The sequence below is a fragment of the Mycobacterium sp. P4_H6 genome (genome assembly GCF_056400845.1).
On record NZ_JBFUKN010000014.1, the window covers coordinates 65434 to 89776 of the forward strand.

A 24343-nucleotide genomic window follows, 5' to 3' on the forward strand; every position below is an offset into this window, starting at 1 on the left:
GGCCTACTGCGACAACTGCGACAGAAAGGGAAGTGCTGTGAAAGCTCTCGTGTATCAAGGACCTGGACGGCGATCATGGCACGAGGTACCCGATCCGCAGCTCCAACATCCCGGTGACATCATCGTCCGTGTCGACGCGGTCACCATCTGCGGGACCGACCTGCACATCCTGAAAGGTGATGTGCCCGAGGTGACCCCGGGTCGAGTCCTCGGTCACGAGGCGGTCGGCACCGTGGTCTCTGTCGGAGCGGCAGTGGAGACGCTCGGGATCGGGGACCGCGTGCTGGTGTCCTGTATCAGTTCATGCGGCAGATGCCGCTACTGCCGCGAAGCCCATTACGGCCAGTGCCTGGGTGGCGGCGGGTGGATTCTCGGGCACCTCATCGACGGGACGCAGGCGGAGTACGTGCGCGTTCCGTTTGCCGACACCTCGACACACAAGGTGCCCGACGGTGTCAGTGATGAACAGATGCTCATGCTGGCCGACATCCTGCCCACATCCTACGAGGTGGGCGTGCTCAACGGCGCAGTCCGACCAGGCGACGTGGTGGCCATCGTCGGCGCCGGACCAATCGGTCTGGCTGCCATACTCACCGCCCGGTTGCACAGCCCGAGAACAATCGTCTCCATCGACGTGGCCGATTCTCGGCTGGAGGCGGCGCGCAAATTCGGTGCCGATGTGGTGGTCAATCCGGACACGGAGTCGACGCGCGTGGTGATCGACCGGTTGACGGGCGGCCTCGGCGCTGACTGCGTCATGGAGGCCGTAGGCACACCGGGCACCTTCGAAGATGCCGTTCGGCTTGTCCGCGCCGGAGGTCATGTCGCCAATATCGGGGTGCACGGCGCGCCGGCGACACTGCATCTGGAAGACATCTGGATCAAAAATCTCACCATCACCACCGGGCTCGTCGACACGTATTCCACGCCGACGTTGGTCGATCTGATCGCAGGCGGTCGTCTGGACACCGCAGCGATGATCACTCATCGCTTCAGCTTCGATGACTTCGAAGCCGCCTACGAGGTCTTCAGCCGGCCGGCCGAGACAGGAGCATTGAAGGTCTTGCTGACGGTGCCGAAATGACGAGTATCGCAACGCCGGTGCTGCGCAGCCTTGCTGACATCCGGGTGTCTGACGCCGACAGCGTGGGCGGGAAGGGCGCGAATTTGGGTGAGCTCATCGCGGCCGGGTTGCCGGTGCCTCCAGGCTTCGTGCTGTCCTGTGACGCCTACCGCGCTTCGATGCGGTGCGGCGGCGTCGACACCGATCTCGCTGCTCTGCATCGCGAAGCGCTCGAACACGTCGAGGACACCGCGCGTCTCGACGAACTCTGCAAGCGCATGCGACACCTGGTGCTATCCGCGGGGTTGACCGAGGACCTGCGGACCGAAGTGCCCACGGCCTACCGTGCACTCGGCGCGAGTCCGGTGGTGGCCGTGCGATCGTCCGCAGCAGGAGAAGACGGCGCCGACGCGTCGTTCGCGGGCATGAACCGCACCATCACCAACATCACCGACGAAGCGGGAGTCTTGGACGCCGTGGTGGCATGCTGGGCCTCATTGTTCACGCCGCGGGTTCTCACCTATCGGGCCGGCCGCGGCTTCACCGGTGATCCAGAAATGGCTGTGGTCGTTCAGCTGATGATCGCCGCGGACCGCGCAGGCGTCGCGTTCACCGCCGATCCCAGTACCGGCGACCGTAGTCACATCGTGGTCGAAGCCGCATACGGGCAGGGGGAGGTGGTGGTGTCCGGCAAGGTCCAACCGGATACCTATGTCATAGACAAGGTGTCCCGGCGAGTGATCGACGTCAACATCGGGATCAAACCGTTCAAGATTGTTCGCGGTGCCGACGGACGCGACGCGATCGTCGAACTTGAATCCGCGCAGGCCACCGAGCGGGTGCTGTCCGACGTGGATCTTGCTGCCCTGACCGAACTGGCGTTGAAGGTCGAGCGTCACTACGCAGCACCTCAGGACATCGAGTGGGCCATCGAGGGCGGACGGTGTTGGCTGGTGCAGGCCAGGCCGATCACCACTCTGAGCGCGATGGCACCGGGACCCGGCACCGACACGGTGGCACCCGAAGTGCTGCTGCGCGGTCTGGCGGCTGCGCCCGGCACCGCGACAGGCCGGGTGCGAATCCTCCAGGACCCGCACGAGGGAGGCCAGCTGCGCGACGGTGAGATCCTGGTGGCACCGATGACGAACCCGGATTGGCTGCCGACGATCCGCAGAGCGGGTGCACTGGTCACCGAGAGTGGTGGCATGACGTGCCACGCCGCGATCGTGGCCCGCGAACTCGGGGTGCCCTGCGTGGTGGGTGCTCGGTCGGCCACCACCATTCTGCCGCCGAATTCCCTTGTCACCGTGGATGGTACGCATGGTCAGATCAGCACCGCAGCGGTATCGGTACCAGCGAAGGCAGCACCGGTGGCCGTCACAGAGCGATCTGCGGCCCCGATCACCGCGACCCGGGTCTATGTGAACATGGCGCTACCGCACAAGGCCGAGGCGGTGGCCGCCACCGACGTCGATGGTGTGGGGCTGCTACGTGCCGAACTCATGCTCACCGATGCGTTGGGCGGGCAACATCCACGCGCTCTGATCGGACGCGGCGAACAGCGCAGCGTCGTCACTGCGATGGTGGCCTCCGTCAGTCGCATCGCCGCGGCCTTCAATCCGCGACCGGTCATCTACCGGGCGACCGACTTCCGCAGCAATGAGTTTCGCGATCTCGTGGGCGGACACGACTACGAGCCGGTCGAACACAATCCGATGATCGGATTCCGGGGGTGCTACCGGTACATCAAGGACCCCGACCTTTTCGCCCTGGAACTGGCGGCGCTGGCCGAAGTACGCGACCAGTATCCGAACGTGCACCTGATGATCCCGTTCGTGCGTACCCGCTGGGAACTCGAAGAATGCCTGGAACTCGTGGATGCCAGCCGACTCGGCAGGCAGCGCGGCTTGCACCGCTGGGTCATGGCCGAGGTGCCGTCGGTGGTGCATTGGCTGCCGACGTACATCGCGATGGGTATCGACGGGGTCTCGATCGGTAGCAATGACCTCACCCAGCTGATGCTTGGTGTGGACCGTGATTCCGAGATCTGCGCCGAGGTGTTCGATGAGTCCGATGCCGCCGTCCTGGATGCAATCGGGACCATCATTGCCACCGCGCGCAGGCACAAAGTGCCGGCTTCGCTGTGTGGTCAGGCACCATCGGCTGATCCGGCTTTCGCCGAACAGCTTGTCCGCATGGGCATCTCGTCGATCTCGGTGAATCCCGACGCCGCGGTGACCACACGCCGCGTGGTGGCCGCCGCCGAGCAGCGGGTGCTGCTCGAATCCGTCAACCGTCCGTCGATCATCAAGAAAGGACCGTCGCACCATGAGTGACACCACAGCGCCGATCATTGTGGGCGTGGACGGCACCATCGCCGCACTACATGCCGCCCGCTGGGCGGGCGCGCTCGCAGATCAACTGGGCGCACCGCTGCAGATCGTGCACGCGATGCACCATATCGGCTATCAGTTCAGCGACAGCATGGCCGCGGTCGCCGCGGCAAGTGTGAGCGCCCAACGTGAGGCGACCCCGGTGATCCTCAAGACTGCGGCCGACGCCGTCCGAAACGCCCATCCCAGCGTGTTTGTCAGCACGCTTGCACTGGATGACCCGGCCGACGCGGCGTTCAAGACGCTCGGCCGGCACGCGCGACTGCTGGTACTGGGTTGCGATGAATTGACACCCGCTATGGCGCTGCTCGTCGGATCGCTCACACTCGATCTCTGTGGCCATACGGATTGTCCTGTCATCGCCTGGCGCGGCGAGCTACTCAGGCCGACCACGCAACCCATCGTGGTGGGAGTGGACGGATCCAGCGACGCCGCCCTGGGGCTGGCCTTCGACCTGGCTGCCGCGCTCGGAGCCCCTGTGCAGGCGGTTCACGCATGGTCGATGCGGGTGCCCGCCGGTGAAGTCTCGATCCCGTTCTTGATCGACTGGGCATCCATCGAGCTGGAGCAGGTGAATGCTCTGAATCGTGCCGTCGAGCCGTACCGCCGGTCGCACCCGGATGTCGCGGTAACCGTCCTCGTCGATGCCGCGAGGCCGCGCCGCGCTCTGCTCCAACAGCTCGATGATGCCCAGATGGTGATTGTCGGCAGCCGTGGCCGCGGGCCGCTCACTGCCACCGTGCTCGGTTCGACGAGTCTGAACATGCTGCACCATTCGCCCGTGCCTGTGGCGGTATGTCCGGCGAAGGCGCACGCGGAGTGACAGTTTCGTCGCCATCGGCCGGCACCGCGAGCGCTGACGGCTGTGTTCAGCCCGTGGTCCAGCCACCGTCTCCGACGGCGGGCATCCTCAAGGACGGGCGACCAAGACCGGCACGGTGGAGGCCTGGACCACTGCGCTGCTGACTGATCCGAGTAGCGCACCTGACACGGCACCGTATCCATGATTGCCCACCACGACCAATTGGCAGGAGCGCGAACGCTCGACGAGTCGTTCGGCGGGGCGATCGGCGACCACGACACGTTCCACCGGCACATCTGGGAAGTGATGCTGCCACGCGGTGAGCATTTCCCGGATCTGCCGGTTCACCTCTGGACGCAGTGTTTCCCAGTCGAAGCCGGGCATCTCGAAAGCCCCCGGGGACCACCATGCATGCATCGCGACCAATCCCACCCGGCGCCGGGATGCCTCGTCGAAAGCCAGCGCGATGGCAGACTGCGACGAGGGTGACCCGTCGAAGCCGAGCAACACCGGTGCGTCGGAAGCAGGTGCAGGAGCATCTGCTTGAACCACGACGACCGGGCACTGTGCGCGGTGCAGAACTCCGGCGCTGACGCTGCCCATCACCAATCGTGAAAGTGCACCCTTGCCTCGTGATCCCACGACAACCATCCCTGCCGTCCGCGAGGCATCCACCAGCGCCGCTGTCGGAGTCGCCACGATCAGTTCGGAGGTCACCGAGACGGCGCCATCGGTGGCCTTCTCCACAAACCGACGGGTGTCATCGAGGAGTTCTCGCCCGACCTTCATCTGCCAGTCCAGGTACCCGACGGGCACCGGTGCGACGGGCCATGCTCCGATCGGTAGCGTGTTCGCATGGAGCAGAACCAACGGAACGTGACGCAGTTCGGCTTCCCTGGCAGCCCATTCGACGGCGGCTCGCGATGCCGGTGAATCAGACACTCCGGCAACAATTTTCTCGACTTCGGGCGACTGGTTCATCGTCTACCTTTCGCCGCTGATCGAAAGTGCTGTGATCCGTCCTCGGGCGTTTCCGGTTCGAGCAGCGCCAACGCCGGCCGGCCCGGGTGCGGGTGCCGCGCGACGGCGCTGAGGTGGGCGATTGCCCTGCCGATGCCGCCGGCGAGTTCGTCGACATCGGGAAACGCATCGAAATCGGTGGTGATCCCGAACACCAGGTCCTCGCCGTAGCTCAGGATGGCCACCGCAGCACGCAGTCGGAGCGCCACCGGCGGAACCGGAAGCATGCGCACAACTTCACGGCCCAGTACCTGAAGATGGCGCTGCGGTCCGGGCACGTTGGTCGCCAACGTGACGACGCCGCGCTGAGGCAGTGCGGTCAGAATCCGGATTGCCCGCGAGGCGAACGCAAACGGCACGAGCTTGAGCGCGGACACCACAGAACTGCCGGCCTGGCGCTGACCGCCGGATTTGGCCCTGGCCATCCGCCGGTGCACGGTGTTCAGTTGTTCCACCAGGTCGGGTTCGTCCACCGGTAGGTAGGGCAGCATGACGGAAACCCGGTTGCCGACCTGATCCATCGCATCGGTGGATCGCACGGAGACGGGTACCAAGGTGCGGAGTGTCCGGCGATGTGGTTTTTCGCCCCGACGCTTCAATGCCGCCCGGAAACTGTCGGTGATGGCGGACAACGCGACATCGTTGAGCGTGACGTCGAATGCCTGGCCGACAGCCGCAACGTCGGCCAGCGGCACCTGTACAGCGCTGTAGCGGCGCATTGTGGTCACGGAACCGTTCAGTGTGGACTTGGGCCCGGGACGCAGCAAACCGTCGACAATCTGAATCGTGCCGCTCACGGCCAACGCCGCGCCGGCACTCAATGCGAAAGCCGTGTCCCACGCGCTGCGGGCCCACTGCAACGGGTTGAGGGTCGCTATCGGCACTGAACGTCCGACGGGATGGCCCGCGTGGGCGGCGCGGATGGCGGTGACGTACGTATCGCCTTCGCCGCCGTCGCTGAGCCCGGCGAGCATGTGCATGGTCGCGATGCCGTCGGCGATGCAGTGATGCACCTTCATCAACATCGCCCAGCGCCCATCGGCCAGGCCCTCGATGATCCAGCATTGCCAGAGCGGTCGTTCACGGTCGAGGCGAGGCTCCATCGCTTCTGCGGTGAACCGGAACAGGGCCGCGTCGTCGCCCGGGTGTGGCAGGGCAGCGCGGCGGATGTGGTGTGCCAGATCCATTTTCGGATCGTCAACCCACACCGGTGCGAGCAGGTCGAGAGACTGCCTGCGCACGATCTGCCCGAGTCGAGGAATGGCAGAGATTCGTTTGCCGATTGCATCCACGAGTTGGTCGTGATCGGGCACGGGCCCCTCCAGCACGGACACAGCGCCGACTGCCAGGCTGATATGGGGATCGGCGTCTTCGGCGTCCAGGAAACCGGCATCGAAGGTATAGAGGCGTTCCACCCCTACGACTGTCGGCGCCGCAGCGGCGTCGGGTCAGAGTCCGAGGTCTCTTGTTGGCGGGACGTGCGACCCTTTTCCAGGCGTTGCTCGGCAGGTCCGCCGCCAGAAATTCGCACAGCACGTCGCTACGCGGTTCACCGTGGAAGAATTCGACTCCACTCGCTGACGTGCACGCCAACAAGAGGAGGCCACTGTGGCCACACTGACCTCGGTGAACGTGGGCATGCCCAGGGACGTCGAGTGGAATCAGCGCACCGTCTACACCGGCGCGTGGAAACAACCGGTGATCGGGCCGCGGATGGTGCGCCGGCTCAACATCGACGGCGACGCTCAAGGTGACCTCGGTGGCCACGGAGGGGAGAACCGGGCCGTCCTGGTCTATCAACTCGACTCCTACCGGCACTGGGCGAAGCTGTTCGGCCGCGACGACCTGGTGCCCGGGCTGCTGGGGGAGAACCTCACCGTCGAGGGGCTGCCCGACGACGAAGTGTGCATCGGTGACCGATACCGCATCGGGGAGGCGGTCTTCGAGGTGACCCAGCCGCGGGTCACCTGCTACCGGGCCGGCATGCGCATCGGCGAACCCCGAATGGCGGCACTGTTGGTCTCGCACGGCCGGCCCGGGTTCTACTGCCGGGTGATCACCGAAGGCGAAATCGAAGCCGGTCAGGAAATCGTCAAGCTCAGCTCTGGACCCGAGCAGGTGTCGGTCGCCGAGATCGACGCGCTGCTCTACCTGCCCGGGCACCCCCGCGACACATTGCAACGCGCACTTCGCATCCCGGCACTCAGCCCCGGCTGGCAGGCGTCCCTGCAGAGCCTCGCGGAACAGAGTCAGAAGCCGACGGGCCCCGCCGGCAACGTCGGGCTGACCGGCGCGACGAGCCCGCCACCGGCGTGGACCGGATTCCGCCCACTGCGGGTCGAAGCCGTGCACGACGAAAGTCAGAACGTGCGCTCAGTTTCGCTGACCGACCCCGACGGCGCACCGCTACCGAAATGGCTTCCCGGACAATCGATCACACTACGGCTCTACCCCGATCCCAACGGTGCGCCACTGATCCGCAACTACTCACTGTCCAACCAGCCGGGGGCGGCCGACTACCGGATCAGCGTCAAACGAGAACCACACGGCTTGGCCAGCGGCAACATCCACAGCCACGTCCAGCGCGGTGATCTCCTGGACGTCGCCGCACCCCGAGGCACCTTCTTCCTTGCCGAGGCAACCGCACCGCTGATCCTGATCTCCGCCGGGGTGGGGGCCACCCCGGTGCTCTCGATGCTGCACTGGCTTGCGGCGACACATTCGGGCCGTCCGCTGTGGTGGCTGCACGGGGCCCGCAACGGAGAGGAGCACCCGTTCGCCGAGGAGAGCCGCGATCTGCTGAAACAGTTGCCCGGCAGTCATTTCCGCATCTTCTACAGCCGTCCGGCACCAGCCGATAGGCAGGGGATCGATTTCACCGATCAGGGCCGGCTGACCAGCGAAACCATCGCGGGACTGGATCTCCCGCGCGACGCGGACGCCTATCTGTGCGGGCCTGCGGCATTCATGAACGACCTCACCAATGCCCTGGAGTCCTATGGACTGGATTCCGCCCGGGTGCACTCCGAACTGTTCGGTGCGGCCGCCGCCCTCACCCCTGGAATCGCCGCGACGTCGATCGCCCCGCACCCGCCTGCGGGGTCGCCCGGACCCGGACCGGAGGTGCAGTTCGCGCGCAGCGGGCTCTCGGCACCCTGGGGGCCGCCCAGCACCAGCCTGCTCGAATTCGCCGAAACGTGCGACGTCCCGACCCGCTGGTCCTGCCGCACCGGGGTGTGCCACAACTGCGAGACGGCGCTGCTGTCGGGAACCGTGCGCTACGACCCGGAGCCGCTGGAACCGCCCGCCGAGGGGAACATCTTGATCTGCTGCGCCCAGCCCTCCGGGGCCATCGTGGTCGACCTGTGACGGGTCGCCCCGACCGTCGGAGCCGAGATGGTTATTCTCCGCAAAAGGGGCAATAGTGGATGTGACCACAGAACCCGGAATGAAGAGGTGAACGGGTGGAAGGCGACTCGTCGAATTATCCCGGGCATCCCGACGGCGCGGGGGCGATAACCGGCCGTGGCGAGTCGAATCTGTTTCGCCTGGACGGAGAGTCGTTGTTTGTCGGCCTGGGCGCCATCTGCGATACCGCGGCGCGACTGACCGGTGTGGACGGCGCCGCGGTGGCAGTCTTGTCGGGCACTGTGCGTGAGTTGGTACACGCGACCGATGCGCTGGCGCAGCAGATCGATGAACTGCAGTTCACGGTGGGTGAGGGCCCTTGCCTGGATGCCTACGCGCAGAATCGCGACGAATTGTGGCCGGCAGTGGAAGCCCCTCAGTTCGCGGAGCGCTGGCCGTTGTTCACCGCCGAAGTGGCGCCGCTCGGAGTGGCCGCGGTGTTCGCATTTCCCGTATCCGGTGCGTCACGCCCGATGGGAATCCTCGAGTTGTACCGTCGGACTCCCGGCGCCCTGGCCCAGGGCGAGCTGGAGTCCGCCCGGACGTGCACCACCGCCATCAGTCACCGGCTGGAAACCAACTGGCAGAGCCAGGTGCGGCGCAGCGGCAACGCCCAGGCGGCGATCGAGGCCGTGGGGTTGCACGACGGCGCATCACCCCATGTCGACGACCGRTTCACTCGCGCTCAGGTGCACATCGCGGCGGGCATGGTGGCGGTACAGCTGAAGGTATCCACGCACGACGGGATGACACGGTTGCGGGCACACGCGTACGCCGAGAGAAGATCGGTGGTCGCAGTCGCCGCCGATGTGGTGAGCCGGAAGTTGTCGTTCCGCGACCTCGACGGCCACGCGGGTCATGTGTCGGGGCAATGACGTGACCGCCACGGAGCAGGAAGGGCCGAAAGAGATGACTGCAGCGCGCAATCGGCTGGCGATCGCCGAACTGACCGCGACTTTGAACACAGAGTTCGATCTACCCACGGTACTGAGCACCATCGCCCACGACGTCTGCCGGGGCTACACCGCGGTGTCGGCGGTGGTGGGGTTGCTGGATGACGGTGAGGTCGACGGCGACGCGGAAGTCAGGGTGGTCGCCGAGGCGCTGCGTGAACCCGTTGAGACCGACTTCGGGTTCGTGGCCACCGGTCCCGCCTACGAGAGTGCTCGCGACGGTGCGGTCACGATGATCGACGACCTGGTTGAATCCCACGAGACGCGGTGGCCGGTTTACCGGCGCGAGGCTTTACGCGCCGGCATGCGCGGGATGCGGGCCTTCCCGGTGACCGCGATGGGTGCGCGCATGGGGTCGTTGGTGGTGCACACCGACGAACCCTGGGGTACTGCCCGGCCCAACGACCTAGGCCAGACACTGGCCAATCTGACGGCCCTCGCCTTGTCCATCGCTCCACGCACCGACGTTCGCCGCAGTACCTCCGAAGACCTGATTGCATCGGTGCTGCAGGGCAGCGCCACGATCGCCTCGGCGACCGGCATCGTCGCCGAAACCTTCGGCAGCACCATTGAACAGGCGCGGCTGACGCTCAACCGGGTGGCCCGCGCCCACGGCGTCACGGTGAGCTCGCACGCCGCAGCCATTGTCGCCGCCTACGACCGTGACCCGTCCGCGGACCTCGCCGCACACGCACTGTTGACCACACCACCGCAGCTCTTACCGCCGACGGCCATCACACCGCGCGGAGTCTGAACGAAGAATCGTTCGACGGCTATTGTTGGCCTACTCGGGGGTGGGCAGGAAAATGAAATACGGGAGGCTGCAGTGAGCGCATCTGAGGACTCTCGTTCACTCGATGACATCGAGTTCGCGATGCAGGAGCTGGCCACCAACTTCGCCGGCCACACCGAGCTGGAACCCATTCTGAACACCGTCTCGGAGCAGGCCGTGCGGTTGATCGCCGAAGTCGACTTCGCGGATATTCTGCTCATCGACGGGGATAGCCACCGTTCGTTGGCGCCGACCTCACCTCTCACGGTCGAACTCGACACGGTCCAGGTCACGCTGGGGCAGGGCCCCTGCCTGGAGGCGGTCACCAGCGAGCCGCTGGTCCACAGCGCCGATTTCAGCTGCGAACCGCGCTGGCCCGAATTCAGTTCGGCGGCAATGGCACACGGCATCCGCAGCATGATGTCGTTTCACCTCTACACCTATCCGGACAGGACGCGCGGCGCAATCACGGGCCGGGGCGCGCTGAATCTGTTCAGCCGCAACGTCGGTCCGTTCAGCCTGGCCGATCAGGCTGTCGGCGCGATGCTGGCCACCCACGCCGCGGCCGCCCTCATTGCCGCCAACCGCCAGCTGCAGTTCGAATCCGCACTGCACAGCCGTGACGTGCTCGGCCAGGCCAAGGGCATCCTGATGGAGCGCTTCAAGATCGACGCGGTACGGGCGTTCAGTTTGATGACGAAACTCTCGCAGGACACCAACACACCTGTGCGCCTCATCGCCGAGCGCATCGTCGACAACCCCTGATCGCCGGACTCACAAGATGGGGCGACCGCCGGTCACCGCGATGCGCGCACCGGAAACGTAGCTGCCGTCATCGGAGGCCAGCATGACGTACACCGGCGCCAGCTCCACGGGCTGACCGGCCCGGCCGAGCGGAACGTTCTCGCCGAACGTGGCGACCTTCTCCGGAGGCATGGTTGACGGGATCAGCGGTGTCCAGATCGGCCCCGGCGCAACACTGTTGACCCGGATGCCGTCGGGGCCGAGCAGCTGCGCGAGGCTGGCGCTGAAGTTCGCGATCGCTGACTTTGTGGCTGCGTACGGGGCCAGGGTCGGGTTGGGCGAATCAGAGTTGACCGAGGAACTCGCAATGATCGAGGAGCCGGCAGGCATGTGCGGGGCGGCGGCTTTGGCCAGGTAGAAGAACGCGCCCACGTTGAGCTTGAACGTGTAGTCCCATTCCTCGTCGCTGATCTCCTGCAGATTGTCATGTGTCATCTGGTAGGCCGCATTGATCACCAGCACATCGAGTCCGCCCCATTCTTTGACGACGGTGTCGATCACGGAGCGGCAATGCGAGGCCTCGGAAAGGTCCCCGGGCAGGGAAAGGGCACGCCGGCCCTCGGCCTCGATCAGCTGTTGCACCTGCTTGGCGTCGTCGTGCTCGTTAAGATAGGCAATGGCGACATCGGCACCCTCACGGGCGAAGGCGATGGCCGCCGCTCGCCCGATACCGCTGTCGCCACCGGTGATCAGCGTGCGCTTTCCGGTCAGCTTGCCGGAGCCGCGGTAGCTGTCCTCGCCGCAATCCGGAACGGGCGTCATCTCTGATTGGATGCCGGGCGGAATTTGCTGCTGCTCGGGAAATCCCATGGTGGTGTCCTCTCCGGCCGGTGAGGCGGCCGTGCTTGTCGTTGCCGCTTAGGCAGTCGCGTCGTTGGGGTGGCCGGGACGAACAACTGGACCCCCGTTGGTTGCTTGCGCTCCGCTGAATACCCCATGCAGATGCCGTTATGCATCGTTGAGCAGCCATCGAACGAACGTCAGCCGACTCTGCAGGTTTGGCGACGGTGTGCAGCGGGAAGCCGTCTCAGCGGCCCCTGTGGCTCGGGAGTCGCACGCCGGGGACGCCCGCTGATCGGATGAGGAGAGGCGCGTGGCTGAGCAGCCGGACGAGGTGAACAGCTCACTGACCGTCAAGCGGGACAGCACGGCCAGTCGTGACCGGGTATGGGATGTGATCGCGGATGGCTGGACGTATTCGCAGTGGGTGGTCGGTAACAGCCGGATGCGCGCCGTCGATGCGAACTGGCCGCAGGTCGGCAGCACAATCAGGCATTCGATCGGTGTGTGGCCGCTGCTGATCGATGATGTGACGATTGTCGAGGAATGCCGGCCGTCCGAGAAACTGGTGCTGCTCGCGAAGGGCCGCCCATTCGGCAAGGCCAGGGTCACCGTGCGGCTGTTCGACATCGACGGCGGCGGATGCCGCATCGAGATGGCCGAGGTGCCGGTCGGCGCGCCGATGGGATGGGTGCCCGATCGGCTGTCACTTGCCGCCGCCTTTCCCCGAAATCGGGAATGCACGTGGCGGCTGGCGGCGCTGGCGGAACGACGCACACCTGGTGACGTCGAGGAATGACGGACCCCGATCTCGGGCTGCTCCAGGAGCTACTCAACGCGTACGGACCGTGCGGCGCCGAGGATGACGTGCGCGAGGTGTGCCGACGCGAACTCGAGCCGCTGGCCGACGAGGTGTGGGTGGATCCCGCGGGCAACCTGGTCGGAGTCCTGCGTGGCGGGGATGCCCCGGCGATACGGGTGATGGCGCACCTGGACGAACTGTCGATGATCGTGAAACGTGTTGAGCGCGATGGTTCCCTGCACGTCACCCAGTTGGGGACGATGTATCCGGGCAACTTCGGACTGGGTCCGGTGGCGATACTGGGCGACCACGAAACCCTGTGCGGGGTATTGACTTTGGGTTCGGAACACACGACGCAAGAGAGCCGGCGCATCTGGGAGACCAAACCCGACCAGGGCGACCAGGCGATGGACTGGCAACACGTCTACGTCTTCACCGGTCTTCGGGCCGAAGAACTGAAGGCTGCCGGCGTGCATCCCGGCACCCGGGTGTGCGTGCATCAGAGCAAGCGCACGCTGATCGAATTCGGCGACTATCTCGGGAGCTATTTCATGGACGACCGCGCGCCGGCGGCGGCCCTGCTGCGGGCGATGCGCCTGCTCACACAGCAAGGCATTACGCCGGCCGGTGACCTGTACGCGGTGTTCACCACCAACGAGGAAATCGGCGGTATCGGCGGATCGTATGCAAGTCGCACTCTGCCAGGCGATCTCACGATCGCCCTGGAGGTGGGGCCGGCCGAAGCCGAGTACGCCACGACATGCTCGGGTGGGCCGATCGTCGCGTACAGCGACGCCGAATGTGTCTACGACAAGGCCGTGGCCGACGCGCTGATGGCCGTCGCCGCCGAGCGTGACCTTGCACCTCAGGCTGCGGTGCTGGGCGCCTTCGAGTCCGACGCCTCACATTCGAAGCAGAACGGCTTGGCTGCCCGCGCCGGTCTACTGTGCATTCCGACGCTGAGCACCCACGGCTACGAGGTCATCAAACGCGATGCCATCGACGGCATGGCCGACGTGCTCACCGGCTTCCTCGGCCGGTCGGTCAGCTGAGCGCCGCTTCATCCGGCGCGTCCCGGCCGTGCCTACTGCGCAGGTAGGCGCGCTCGCGCAGCGCGGTGAGCCACCGGGGGCCGAGCGCAATACCCGGGATGGTGTTGCGGGTCGGATCGAAGGACACGTCGTGGTCCTCGTCGGTCGGAATCGGAGCCGTCAACGTCAACGTCGCGAGGGGCTGGAAGGCGCCGGTGCCGTGCGCCTGCAGGACGTCGAAAACGAGTTTGCCGGCCTCGATCTCGTCTCGCAACGTGTCCAGCGACAGCCCGCCTGCCACGTCGGTGCGCAGGTGCGCCTTCAGCCACCACCAGTCATCCCGATAACGCAACGGCATCAAGGTGGACAGCGTCGTACCCGTCCACGATGTCGTCGGCAGCAGTCCGAACCGGGCGAGCATCCCGGGACCGCCGGTGGACACCATCAATACGTCCCACGGGGATGCGTTGAGGGCGTGTGTCGGCATGCGCCAGGCAAGACCGATCAGATCGGGCAGACCGCCCGGGATGCCGACGGCTTTGGATACCCGGCCGATGATCTCACCCGACTCGATCGGGAGGCCCCGATCGGGTGGCGCGACCCGATCGATGTGCCCCGACGCCAGCACGCCCAGCGGGTGAAAGATGCGGCGCCGGCGCACCGCCGAGCCGAGCTGCAACGGCAATGCGACTAGATCAGAAGCCTTCATGGGACCCCCTTCGTTCGTTGGATCCGGACTGCCCTCGGACTCGCTGCACCAAACGTCGGCCCGGATATCGAGGATTCAGATGCCGCTGCAACGGGTACCCGGCATCAGCCCCCGCGTACAGCCAGCCTGCGCGGCATCACTACTTGCCGGCAGGAGTTTGCCATGGCCCCAGCACGCAAATCTGATCAAGCCGCCGCCAAAGCCGTCGGTCGGACCGGCAGCGCCGCGCAACCAGATCCCGATTACCGCGCCCAGTCGGGTGAGTATCTGACCACCGCGCAGGGTGTGCGGCTGCCGGACACCGATCACTCGCTCAAAGCCGGATCACGCGGACCGACGCTGCTCGAGGATTTTCACCTGCGGGAGAAGATCACCCACTTCGACCATGAACGCATCCCCGAGCGCGTCGTGCACGCGCGGGGCGCGGCCGCCCACGGGGTATTCGAGTCCTACGGCACCGCCTCCTCGGTCACCAGGGCCGGCTTCCTGGGCAAACGTGGGACCAAAACCGAAGTGTTTACCAGGTTTTCGACGGTCCTCGGCTCCCGCGGATCGGCGGACACCGTCCGCGACACCCGCGGGTTCGCCGTGAAGTTCTACACCGACGACGGTGTATTCGACCTGGTGGGCAACAACATGCCGGTGTTCTTCATCCAGGACGGCATCAAATTCCCGGACATCATCCATGCCGGCAAACCGCACCCGGACCGCGAGATCCCGCAGGCGCAGTCGGCGCACGACACGTTCTGGGACTTCGTCTCGCTGCACACCGAGGCGACCCACCACGTGTTCTGGAACATGAGCGACCGCGGCATTCCCCGGTCCTACCGGACCATGGAAGGTTTCGGCGTGCACACCTTCCGGCTGGTCAATGCCGAGGGCAAGACCAGCTTGGCCAAGTTCCACTGGAAACCGGCCGCAGGCGTGCACTCGCTGGTCTGGGAGGAAGCCCAGATCGCGGCGGGCTGCGACCCGGATTTCCACCGCCGCGACATGGCCGACGGTATCGAGGCAGGTGCGTTCCTCGAGTACGAACTCGGCATCCAGGTCATGCCGGATGACGGGACCGACAGCTACGGGGGCATCGATCTGCTCGACCCGACCAAACTGGTCCCCGAGGAATTGGTGCCGGTGCAGGTGATCGGCAAGTTGACGCTGAACCGCAACCCCACCAACTACTTTGCCGAAACCGAGCAGGTCGCCTTCCACACCGGCAACCTGGTCCCGGGCATCGAGGTCACCAACGATCCTCTGATGCAGGCCCGGCTGTTCTCCTACCTGGACACCCAGTTGACCCGGCTGGGCGGGCCGAACTTCACCCAGTTGCCGATCAACCGTCCGCATTGCCCGGTCAACGACATGCTGCGCGACGGCATGCATCAGACCGCCGTCCACACCGGCCTGGCTCCGTACCACCCGAACAGCATCGACGGCGACGAGCCCAAACCCGCCGGCGCCGAGGACGGAGGCTACGTCCACATACCGCGCGTCATCGAAGGCACCGCGGTTCGGGCCCAGCCGGTCTCGTTCGACGATCACTTCTCGCAGCCGGCCATGTTCTACCGCAGCCTCAGCCCGGTCGAGCAGGCGCATGTGGTCGAGGCCTTCACCTTCGAGCTGGGCAAGGTCTACGAGCAGTCCATCAAGGAGCGGCAACTCCAGGTGCTGGCCAACGTCGACGCCGACCTGTGCCGGCAGGTGGCGGCCGGGCTCGGTCTGCCCGCCCCGGACGGCGACCCCGCCCAGGACGTCCCGGTCTCGCCGGCCCTGTCGCAGATCGTGACCGATCCAGGGCCCATCGATGGCCGCAAGATCGGCATCATCGCCGACGCCGGATCCGATCTTGCCGGCGTTGCGGCGCTGGTCAAGGCGATGTCCGGGTTGGGGGCCACGGCTCTGGTGGTGGCCCCGGTGGGCGGCGAGCTCAAGGCCCGCCGGCGCAAGGTGACCGTCGACCGGACCTTCGCCACGGCCCGCTCCATCGAGTTCGACGCGGTGGTGGTGGCGGACGGGACGACGGTCGGCGCCGACATCAAACTGGTGGTGCTGCTGCAGGAAGCGTTCCGGCACTGCAAGGCGCTCGGGGCCTGGGGCGACGGCGCGGCGGTGCTGAAGACCGCACGGATTCCGGCGAAGGGTGCCGGCGTGGAAGTGGCGAAGACCGCCGACAAGGCGTTTTTCGCCGCGCTGGCCAAGGCGCTGGGCCTGCATCGTGCATGGGACCGGGCACCGAAAGTGGTGGCCTCGGCTGTACCCCCGGCGGTTTAGGCGCCTGTCACGGTGAGTACCGAATACGCGGATGTCACCGACATGTTCCGTGAGCTCCGCCCGCTGCCGGAGACCTCGGAACAGTATGCGCGGCAGCGTGAACGCATCGTGCGGAGATGTCTGCCGCTGGCCGAGCACATCGCCCGGCGCTTCAGCGGACGGGGTGAATCCTACGAGGACCTGCTCCAGGTGGCCCGGGTGGGATTGATGAACGCGGTGATTCGCTTCGATGAAGAGGCGGGCTCGGACTTCACCTACTTTGCGGTGCCGACCATCATGGGGGAGGTCCGTCGTCATTTCCGGGACAACGGATGGGCGGTCAAGGTGCCGCGGCGGCTCAAGGAGCTGCATCTGCGGATTGCCACTGCGACAGCACAATTGACCCAGCGACTGGGCCGGGCACCGACGGCGTCGGAATTGGCCGAAGAACTCGGGATGAACCGCGAGGAGGTCGTCGAAGGTCTGGTGGCGGGATGTTCCTACCGGACGTTTTCGATCGACAGCGGGAGCGGCAGCGACGACGAGACACTGTCCATCGCCGAACGTCTCGGAAGCGCGGATCCCGAACTCGACCACATCGACAACCGGGAAGCTCTGCGTCCGTTGCTTGCCCGTCTTCCCGAACGCGAGCGAACCGTGCTTGCATTGCGCTTCTTCGAGTCGATGACGCAGTCCCAGATCGCCGAGCGCATCGGTGTATCCCAGATGCATGTGTCGCGGATGCTCGCCAAGACACTCGCTCAGCTGCGGGCCGATATGAGCTAGTCGGCCCGCACGGGTTTATCGCGTGCGCAGTATCGGCGAATAGCGTCGGTATCCGTCGCGGACCGTGACGCGGTCGGCGCTCACGGTGTGCAGGTCGGTCCACAGTGTCAGGAAGGTGCCCCGGTGCCGCCAACGCAGTAGTGCTGCCAGTGCGGCCGGGCGGCGGACTTCGGAACGTTCGTAGCCCAGATACGACGAGCCGGTCCGCGGGCTGACGACGAGTCCGAACACCGACGGGGGACCGGGGTGGTGGTCCATGGCGCCGGGGACGGCCAGGCGCACATCGGTGACGGTGCCCAATCGGCGCCCGGCGGCATCGCGCACATCGACCCCCAGCAGATCACTCAGCTGCATGCTTGCCTCCGGGGATGCGACTGATGATCCGGTCGCGGAGCCAGTGCTCGACCCACAGACCGCCGCGAGTGTCCGCACCGGGCCGCAGATGCACCGACGTGCCGATCCGGTCGACGAGATCCCACGGCATCTTCCGGAGATGCTCCCGGGGTTGTCTTCCGCCGAAGATCCGGGTGAACAGCACCTGCCCGGTGAGGATGGCCGTGACGGTCGGCGGTGCGTCGCCGCCGTGGGCATCCTCGATCTCCAGATCATCGACGATGCCGACCGGCTCGCCGTCGGCGTCGACGATCTGGCGGTCCAGCAGGTGTAGCCGGGCGTCGATCAGCTGGGCGCCGGCGGGTTGCGGGGCGTCGGGTAAGTCGTTGTCGACGTGTGTCATTGACCGGCTCCCGTGACGATCATGAGCGGAATGGCGGCCAGCGAAGCCGCCAGGATGATGACGAGATAGACCGACGCCAGCGCATTGGTGATGCGGCCGTTGACGTGCTCACCCATATAGCCCGGATCGTTGGCCACGATCAGGATGGGCAGATAGGTCAGTGGCAGCGCGATCGCAGAGAACACGACGGAGTACTCGGTGACCAGGATCGGGTCGATACCGGTGAACAGGACGGCGCTGCAGACGCAGATCGCGACCAGCATCACGGTGTGGAACCGGGCGGCCTCGGCGGGGCGGCGGAACTTGCCCCATGCCCAGCCGAAGTACTGCGCCAGGGTGTAGCCCGACGACAGGGTGGTCTCCAGCGCGGCACCGAATGTCGCTGCGACGATGCCGATGATGACGAAGGCCAGCGCGAGTTTGCCGCCGGCCTCCACCACCGGCATGGTGATCTGCGACAGCGATGTCACGGTGATCTGGGCCGGCATCAGCACGATCGTCGCGCACGCCGCGATCGCGATGGACAGCAGTCCGCCCAGTGGGAAACCCACCAGCACATTGACCCGGGACTTGCCGAGATCCTTGACCGTCCAACGCTCCTCGATGGCCCCGGAGGAGAAGAAGAACACTTCGTAGGGCGTCATGGCCGCGCCGAACAGCGCGATCGCGAAATACCAGTACGTCGCCGCCGACTCGTTCTCCGGGATGACCGGGGTGAACGCCTGATCGGACAGATCGGACCAGTTGGGGTGTAGCAGGAACACGCAGACGGCGAAGACGATCAGGCTGAGGCCCAGCACGCCGGTCACGYTCTCCATCACCGAGAATTTCACCCGCCAGATCACGATCCAGATGGCAGTGGCGGCCACCGGAATCCACAGCAGCGGACCGACATCGGTGGCCAGCTGCAATGCCAGCGCAACACCACCGATCTCAGCGGTGACGGTCATCAAGTTGATGAAGAAGGAGGCGCCGAGATTGGCCGCGGCGACCCGCGGGCCCAGACGTTCACGGATGATCTCGAACGTCGCGTGTCCGCTGACGGCCGCGACGCGCCCGGCCATCTGGGCGTAGAGGCAGATCCCGATGACGCCGACGGGGACCACCCAGGCCAGCGCGAGACCGAAGCGCGATCCCACCACGGCGTTGGTCACCAGATCGCCGATGTCGAGGAACCCACCGATTGCGGTGAGCACCCCCAGGGCGACGGCGAACAGCTTCTTCATCAGCGGTAGTCGCGTTCCAGGGTGTCGGCGGCGCGCAGCAGCGCCACCCGCAGTTCGGCGGTTTCGGCGCCACCCGCCTGTCGCACCGCGGCATTCGACTCATTGAGGGTGGCGATGATGTCGGTCATCGTCTGAATGAGCAGCGTCTGGCGGGCCACATCGTGTGGGTCTTCGGCCCGCAGGACGGCGATCCCCTCGTAGCCCTTGGCCACCTCGTCGCGGGCGTCGGACAGTTGCACGCTCGCCAACTGCCCGGTGGACCGTCCGCGCTGCCACAGATCGATGGCCACCGCCCCGGACCGCGCGCCCGACAGGGTCTCTTCCATGGCACTGGCCAGTTGACCGGGCATGCCGTCGCGATTGGCCGGGCAACTGGTGAGGGCGAACAGCAGAACCCCCACGAGCACCAGGGGGAGCAGTGCGAGGCGCACCAGTCTGTGCGACATCGTCAGCGCCGATCCGTCGCGTCCGACATCACCGATCTCCTCGCGCGTGAGTTCCGGTCGCCCGGCGAGACGGGCAGCGTTGTTCAGCTGTGGTGCGGCCAGAGATTACCCCGTGGTGCCGGGCACAAACGTGCTGACAGCGTCTACGGAGTGAAGTCGGCGGGCAGCTCGATGTCGGAGATCGCGATGTTCTCCTCGAGGTGGGCCACCGACGAGGTACCCGGGATCAGCAGCACGTTGGGCGCGACCGACAGGGTCCAGGCCAGCGCAATCTGTGCCGGCGTACGGCCGAGGTCGGCGGCGGCCTGCTTGACGGCGGCGTTGCCCAACACCGGATTGTCGGCGTTGAAACCCGAACCCAGCGGGAAGAACGGGACGAAGGAGATGCCGCGCTCGGTACAGAGGTCGAGTACGGGTTGCGATGACCGGTCGACGAGGTTGTAGGCGTTCTGCACCGTGACGATCTCGGTGCGGTCCAGCGCAATTCGCAGGTGATCGATCGAGACGCTGGACAGTCCGATGCCCGCGATGAGGCCCTCGTCGCGGGCGGCGATCATGGCCGTCAGCTGGCGGTCGAACAACTCGTGGTCGACCGCGCCGACACTGTTCGGGTCGCCGGAGTGGATGCGGAGGTTCACCGCGGCGAGTCGGTCGGTGCCCAGCGTCGCCAAGTTCTCTTCGATATCGGCGCGCAGCTCGTCGGGTTGCTGTGCGGCGATCCACTCGCCCCCGTCGTTGCGACGTGCGCCGACCTTGCTGACCAGGGCCAGGTTCTCGGGGTAGGGATGAAGCGCTTCGCGGATGAGTTCGTTGGACACCTTGGGCCCGTAGAACTGCGCGGTGTCGATGTGGTCGACACCCAGTGCCACGGCCCGCTTGAGGACAGCGATGGCCTGATCGTGATCGCGGGGTGGCCCGAAGACGCCGGGGCCGGGCAACTGCATGGCGCCGAAGCCCACTCGACGCACCGTGAACGGACCCAGCGGAAAGGTTGTCGTCATTTCTCCAACTACCTCGCCTTTGTCGTGGATATTCCCCGGGACTCGTTCCGGGCCTGACGCCGACGATAGCCCGTCAGAAGATACCGCTGTACGCGTTCAGTGCCGGTTGGCCACCGAGGTGTGCGTAGAGCACCGTCGATGTGGGCGCGATCTGCCCGGACCCGACCAAGTCGATCAGACCGGCCATCGACTTGCCTTCATAGACCGGATCGAGGATGACGCCTTCGAGTCGGCCGGTCAGGGTGATCGCATCGATCGTGGACTGCACCGGTATGCCGTAGAGGTCGCCGGCCCACCCCTCGAGAACGGTGATCTCGTCATCCCGGAGGTCGCGGCCGAGCCCGATGAGCTCTGCGGTGTTTCGTGCGATGCGTTCGACCTGGGCCCGCGTCTTGTCCAGGGTGGCCGACGCATCGATGCCGATGACGCGCCGCGGCCGATCCTGTCCGGCGAAACCCGCGATCATTCCGGCGTGTGTCGAACCCGTGACCGTGCAGACCACGATGGTGTCGAAGAATATCCCGAGCTCTTTCTCCTGCTGCTGCACTTCATAGGCCCAATTGGCGAAACCGAGTCCACCCAGGCGGTGATCGGATGCGCCTGCGGGGATGGGGTACGGAGTTCCACCGGCCCGCTCGACGTCCTCGATGGCTTTTCGCCAGCTGTCTTTGAATTCGATCCCGAAGCCGGAGGGATCGAGCCGGACATCTGCACCCATGATGCGCGACAGCAGGATGTTTCCGACCTTGTCGTTGACGGCATCGGGCCAGTCGACCCACTTTTCCTGCACCAGTACGGCTTTCATGCCCACGCTGGCAGCGATGGCAGCAACCTGGCGTGTGTGGTTGGACTGGACTCCTCCGATCGAGACCAGCGTATCGGCACCCTGATCGAGCGCCTCGGGGATGAAGTACTCCAGCTTGCGAGTCTTGTTGCCGCCGTAGGCCAGTCCGGAGTTGACGTCCTCACGCTTGGCCCAGATCTCCGGCCCGCCGAGGTATTGGCTCAGGCGCCGCAGCGGATGGACCGGGCTCGGCCCGAACGTCAACGGGTAGCGCTTGAAGTCTTCGATGGCCATAGGGGCGTCTCCTGAGAACTCTGGACTTGACCGCAGCCAAGCTGCGACATGCAATATATCGCAGCTAGGGAACCGGGGCAGTCCGAGGGTGTCGTCGGGCGCTCAGTCCTTGGCGGTCTCGATCTCCGAGAACAGCACTCGCACGCCTCCGGTGGACAGCCGACCCATTGCTTCGAAGAATGCTTCCGCTTCCGGTGTGGTCACGGCGGCGCTTGCCGACGCATAATCCGGGTAGTACAGGTCGATCATGCGATGGGCGGGGGTGGGGCTGCCGTCTTCCTTCGGCCACACCTTGGATGTCTCGAAGCGGATGTGTCCCGGGATGCGGCGGGCGGCTTCCAGCTGGTCGGCCGGGTAGGCCGCCTCGAAGGCTTCCGGATCTTCCGGGTTGTCGTAGATCACCGTGATCTTGGTTTCCGGCACAGTTGCTCCTTCGGGACGTACGGGTGGATCAGTCAATGAGTTTCGCACGGAAACGTAGCGGCAAAGCGTCGAAAACGACCGTTTATTAGCGCATTCCGATCCGGTGGCCGGTTCGGCTGCTGCCGTGACGATCATCGGCACGATGCTGATCGGGGTTCAGGCCATCGTGGGCTGTGGTTAGCTCGTCTGGTGTCTGAGGCCAGCCGCACCACCGCCGAATTGATCGTCGAATGCCTGGAGAACGAGGGCGTCACCCATGTGTTCGGCATCCCCGGCGAAGAGAACATCCTGCTGATCGAGGCGCTGTCGCGGTCATCGATCGAGTACGTCCTCACCCGTCATGAACAGGGTGCGTCGTTCATGGCCGAGGTCTACGGGCGCCTGACGGGCAAGGCCGGGGTGTGCTCGGCGACGCTGGGGCCCGGCGCGATCAACCTGCTGCTCGGCGTTGCCGATGCCACCACGAATTCCACTCCCGTGCTGGCGCTTTCAGCACAGGTCGGTATGCGGCGCAGCTACAAGGAGTCCCACCAGAGCGTGGACCTGGTGTCGATGTTCGCACCCGTCACCAAATGGTCGGCTCTCGTTGCCACGCCGGGCTCGGTACCGGAGATGGTCCGCAAGGCGTTCAAGCTCGCGCAGACCGAGCGTCCCGGTGCGGTGTACCTCGCGGTGCCCGAAGATGTCGAGGACGCCGCAGCGCCCGCGGGCGCCAATCCGCTGCGCGTCAACGTGCCGCGCCCCGATGACCCGTCGCAGGCGCAGATCGCCCGTGCCGCGGCGATCTTGAACTCGGCGCGCAATCCGGTGCTGCTCGCCGGCCACGGCGCGGTACGCGGCGATGCGTCTGCTGCGGTGCGACGGTTCGCCGAGACGCTCGGAATGCCCGTCGCCACCACGTTTCACGGCAAGGGTGTGATCTCCGATGACCACCCGTTGGCCCTCGGTGCGGTCGGTTTCATGCGCCACGACTACGTCAACTTCGGTTTCGACCAGGCCGACGTCATCGTCGCGGCCGGCTACGAACTACAGGAATTCGATCCGGTCCGTATCAACCCGCGCGGGGACACCAAGATCATTCACGTGCACCGGTTTCCGGCCGAAGTCGACGTCCACTATGACGTGGCCGTGGGCTTGCACGCCGATATCGGGCAGTGCCTGGACGCCCTGGCCGCAGCGGTGGACCGCGATCAGGGGTATTCGTCGGGGCATGAACGCATCCGCGGCTTGCTTGCCGAGGAACTCGACCGTGGCCGCGCCGACGACAGCTTCCCGTTGACGCCCGCGCGCATCGTCGCCGACACCCGCACCGCCCTGGCGCGCGAGGACATCGCGCTGGTGGACACCGGTGCGCTGAAGATGTGGATGGCGCGGCTCTATCCCACCTATGAGCCGAACACCTGCCTGATCTCCAACGGGCTCTCGACGATGGGATGGACGCTGCCCGGCGCGATCGCCGCCAAGATCGCCCGTCCGTCGTCCAAGATCCTTGTCGCCACCGGTGACGGGTCGTTCCTGATGAACTCCCAGGAGATCGAGACGGCGCTTCGCGTCGGCACACCGATGGTGATTCTGATCTGGGTGGACGACGCCTATGGGTTGATCAGCTGGAAGATGGACCTCGAAATCGGGCACAACGTCGACACCAGGTTCGGCAATCCCGACTTCGTGACCTACGCAGAGAGTTTCGGCGCCAGCGGGTACCGCATCACCTCGGCCGGCGAGTTGTTGCCCACCCTGCGCCAGGCGTTGTCGGCGGACACCGTCAGCGTGATCGCCTGCCCGGTGGACTACTCCGCGAACAGCGCGCTGATCGCCGCATTGGGTGAGCTGGACGAATCCTGGTCGTGAACCGTCGGTGCG

23 protein-coding genes are annotated in these 24343 nt (G+C 65.8%); 12 read left to right on the forward strand and 11 right to left on the reverse strand.

Features of this window, described 5'->3' with window-relative positions:
• The first annotated feature begins 37 nt into the window (after positions 1 to 37).
• The 3 genes from AC1DTF_RS08305 to AC1DTF_RS08315 are packed head-to-tail and all read left to right on the forward strand — an operon-like array spanning position 38 to position 4279.
• A complete protein-coding gene (locus tag AC1DTF_RS08305) occupies positions 38 to 1084 on the forward strand; it encodes a zinc-dependent alcohol dehydrogenase family protein (RefSeq protein ID WP_477473731.1) in 1047 nt (348 codons plus the stop codon).
• Positions 1081 to 3399 carry a phosphoenolpyruvate synthase gene (ppsA, locus tag AC1DTF_RS08310; protein ID WP_477473732.1) on the forward strand — a complete coding sequence of 773 codons (2319 nt, stop codon included), beginning with the start codon at positions 1081 to 1083 and terminating at the stop codon, positions 3397 to 3399. The genes AC1DTF_RS08305 and ppsA overlap by 4 nt, the downstream gene beginning before the upstream one ends.
• Positions 3392 to 4279 carry a universal stress protein gene (locus AC1DTF_RS08315; protein ID WP_477473733.1) on the forward strand — a complete coding sequence of 296 codons (888 nt, stop codon included), beginning with the start codon at positions 3392 to 3394 and terminating at the stop codon, positions 4277 to 4279. Before ppsA ends, AC1DTF_RS08315 begins: the two co-directional genes overlap by 8 nt.
• A gap of 87 nt (positions 4280 to 4366) precedes the next feature.
• Here the strand turns inward: AC1DTF_RS08315 and AC1DTF_RS08320 are convergent, their stop codons facing one another.
• Positions 4367 to 5239: a universal stress protein gene (locus AC1DTF_RS08320; protein WP_477473734.1), complete on the reverse strand. Its 873-nt coding sequence runs from the start codon at positions 5237 to 5239 to the stop codon at positions 4367 to 4369.
• The gene (locus AC1DTF_RS08325; protein WP_477473735.1) at positions 5236 to 6693 is read right to left on the reverse strand and encodes a WS/DGAT/MGAT family O-acyltransferase; all 1458 of its coding nucleotides are present in this window, start codon (positions 6691 to 6693) and stop codon (positions 5236 to 5238) included. Before AC1DTF_RS08325 ends, AC1DTF_RS08320 begins: the two co-directional genes overlap by 4 nt.
• A gap of 193 nt (positions 6694 to 6886) precedes the next feature.
• Between AC1DTF_RS08325 and AC1DTF_RS08330 the strand changes: the two genes are divergently transcribed.
• The 4 genes from AC1DTF_RS08330 to AC1DTF_RS08345 all read left to right on the forward strand — a co-directional run bounded on the left by AC1DTF_RS08330 (position 6887) and on the right by AC1DTF_RS08345 (position 11176).
• Positions 6887 to 8647 (forward strand): MOSC domain-containing protein, encoded by a 1761-nt coding sequence (locus AC1DTF_RS08330; RefSeq protein ID WP_477473736.1) that lies wholly within the window; start codon positions 6887 to 6889, stop codon positions 8645 to 8647.
• 95 nt (positions 8648 to 8742) lie between these two features.
• The gene (locus AC1DTF_RS08335; RefSeq protein ID WP_477473737.1) at positions 8743 to 9561 is read left to right on the forward strand and encodes a GAF domain-containing protein; all 819 of its coding nucleotides are present in this window, start codon (positions 8743 to 8745) and stop codon (positions 9559 to 9561) included.
• Between the two features lie 34 nt (positions 9562 to 9595).
• Complete coding sequence (locus AC1DTF_RS08340) at positions 9596 to 10393, forward strand: hypothetical protein (protein ID WP_477473738.1); 798 nt, start codon at positions 9596 to 9598, stop codon at positions 10391 to 10393.
• Between the two features lie 72 nt (positions 10394 to 10465).
• On the forward strand, positions 10466 to 11176 hold the full coding sequence (locus AC1DTF_RS08345; RefSeq protein ID WP_477473739.1) for an ANTAR domain-containing protein: 711 nt from the start codon (positions 10466 to 10468) through the stop codon (positions 11174 to 11176).
• Between the two features lie 9 nt (positions 11177 to 11185).
• Here AC1DTF_RS08345 and AC1DTF_RS08350 read toward each other — a convergent pair whose 3' ends face one another.
• Complete coding sequence (locus tag AC1DTF_RS08350; protein WP_477473740.1) at positions 11186 to 12025, reverse strand: SDR family oxidoreductase; 840 nt, start codon at positions 12023 to 12025, stop codon at positions 11186 to 11188.
• A 283-nt stretch (positions 12026 to 12308) separates the two neighbouring features.
• On the opposite strand from AC1DTF_RS08350, the gene AC1DTF_RS08355 reads away from it, so the two are divergent.
• Together AC1DTF_RS08355 and AC1DTF_RS08360 are read left to right on the forward strand one after the other, a co-directional pair.
• On the forward strand, positions 12309 to 12794 hold the full coding sequence (locus tag AC1DTF_RS08355) for an SRPBCC family protein (protein WP_477473741.1): 486 nt from the start codon (positions 12309 to 12311) through the stop codon (positions 12792 to 12794).
• The gene (locus AC1DTF_RS08360) at positions 12791 to 13849 is read left to right on the forward strand and encodes a M42 family metallopeptidase (protein ID WP_477473742.1); all 1059 of its coding nucleotides are present in this window, start codon (positions 12791 to 12793) and stop codon (positions 13847 to 13849) included. Before AC1DTF_RS08355 ends, AC1DTF_RS08360 begins: the two co-directional genes overlap by 4 nt.
• Here the strand turns inward: AC1DTF_RS08360 and AC1DTF_RS08365 are convergent.
• Positions 13842 to 14537: a phosphodiesterase gene (locus AC1DTF_RS08365; RefSeq protein WP_477473743.1), complete on the reverse strand. Its 696-nt coding sequence runs from the start codon at positions 14535 to 14537 to the stop codon at positions 13842 to 13844. The genes AC1DTF_RS08360 and AC1DTF_RS08365 overlap by 8 nt on opposite strands.
• Before the next feature lie 162 nt (positions 14538 to 14699).
• Here AC1DTF_RS08365 and AC1DTF_RS08370 point away from each other — a divergent pair, with 162 nt between their 5' ends.
• Positions 14700 to 16805 carry a catalase gene (locus AC1DTF_RS08370; protein WP_477473744.1) on the forward strand — a complete coding sequence of 702 codons (2106 nt, stop codon included), beginning with the start codon at positions 14700 to 14702 and terminating at the stop codon, positions 16803 to 16805.
• A gap of 12 nt (positions 16806 to 16817) precedes the next feature.
• Positions 16818 to 17570, forward strand: a complete 753-nt coding sequence (locus tag AC1DTF_RS08375) for a SigB/SigF/SigG family RNA polymerase sigma factor (RefSeq protein ID WP_057166149.1) — start codon at positions 16818 to 16820, stop codon at positions 17568 to 17570.
• A gap of 15 nt (positions 17571 to 17585) precedes the next feature.
• Here AC1DTF_RS08375 and AC1DTF_RS08380 read toward each other — a convergent pair whose 3' ends face one another.
• The 7 genes from AC1DTF_RS08380 to AC1DTF_RS08410 all read right to left on the reverse strand — a co-directional run bounded on the left by AC1DTF_RS08380 (position 17586) and on the right by AC1DTF_RS08410 (position 22615).
• Positions 17586 to 17924, reverse strand: a complete 339-nt coding sequence (locus AC1DTF_RS08380; RefSeq protein ID WP_057166148.1) for a PRC-barrel domain-containing protein — start codon at positions 17922 to 17924, stop codon at positions 17586 to 17588.
• Positions 17911 to 18306, reverse strand: coding sequence for a PRC-barrel domain-containing protein (locus tag AC1DTF_RS08385; protein ID WP_477473745.1), 396 nt, complete (start codon positions 18304 to 18306; stop codon positions 17911 to 17913). Before AC1DTF_RS08385 ends, AC1DTF_RS08380 begins: the two co-directional genes overlap by 14 nt.
• Positions 18303 to 19532, reverse strand: a complete 1230-nt coding sequence (locus AC1DTF_RS08390; RefSeq protein ID WP_477473746.1) for an NRAMP family divalent metal transporter — start codon at positions 19530 to 19532, stop codon at positions 18303 to 18305. The genes AC1DTF_RS08385 and AC1DTF_RS08390 overlap by 4 nt, the downstream gene beginning before the upstream one ends.
• On the reverse strand, positions 19532 to 19978 hold the full coding sequence (locus tag AC1DTF_RS08395) for a hypothetical protein (RefSeq protein WP_477473747.1): 447 nt from the start codon (positions 19976 to 19978) through the stop codon (positions 19532 to 19534). Before AC1DTF_RS08395 ends, AC1DTF_RS08390 begins: the two co-directional genes overlap by 1 nt.
• A gap of 143 nt (positions 19979 to 20121) precedes the next feature.
• Complete coding sequence (locus tag AC1DTF_RS08400) at positions 20122 to 20979, reverse strand: oxidoreductase (protein ID WP_057166145.1); 858 nt, start codon at positions 20977 to 20979, stop codon at positions 20122 to 20124.
• Between the two features lie 73 nt (positions 20980 to 21052).
• Positions 21053 to 22057 (reverse strand): 1-aminocyclopropane-1-carboxylate deaminase, encoded by a 1005-nt coding sequence (locus AC1DTF_RS08405; protein ID WP_477473748.1) that lies wholly within the window; start codon positions 22055 to 22057, stop codon positions 21053 to 21055.
• A 102-nt stretch (positions 22058 to 22159) separates the two neighbouring features.
• A complete protein-coding gene (locus AC1DTF_RS08410) occupies positions 22160 to 22615 on the reverse strand; it encodes an EthD family reductase (RefSeq protein ID WP_477473749.1) in 456 nt (151 codons plus the stop codon).
• A gap of 84 nt (positions 22616 to 22699) precedes the next feature.
• Between AC1DTF_RS08410 and AC1DTF_RS08415 the strand changes: the two genes are divergently transcribed.
• The gene (locus tag AC1DTF_RS08415; RefSeq protein ID WP_477473760.1) at positions 22700 to 24331 is read left to right on the forward strand and encodes an acetolactate synthase large subunit; all 1632 of its coding nucleotides are present in this window, start codon (positions 22700 to 22702) and stop codon (positions 24329 to 24331) included.
• Positions 24332 to 24343: the final 12 nt, after the last annotated feature.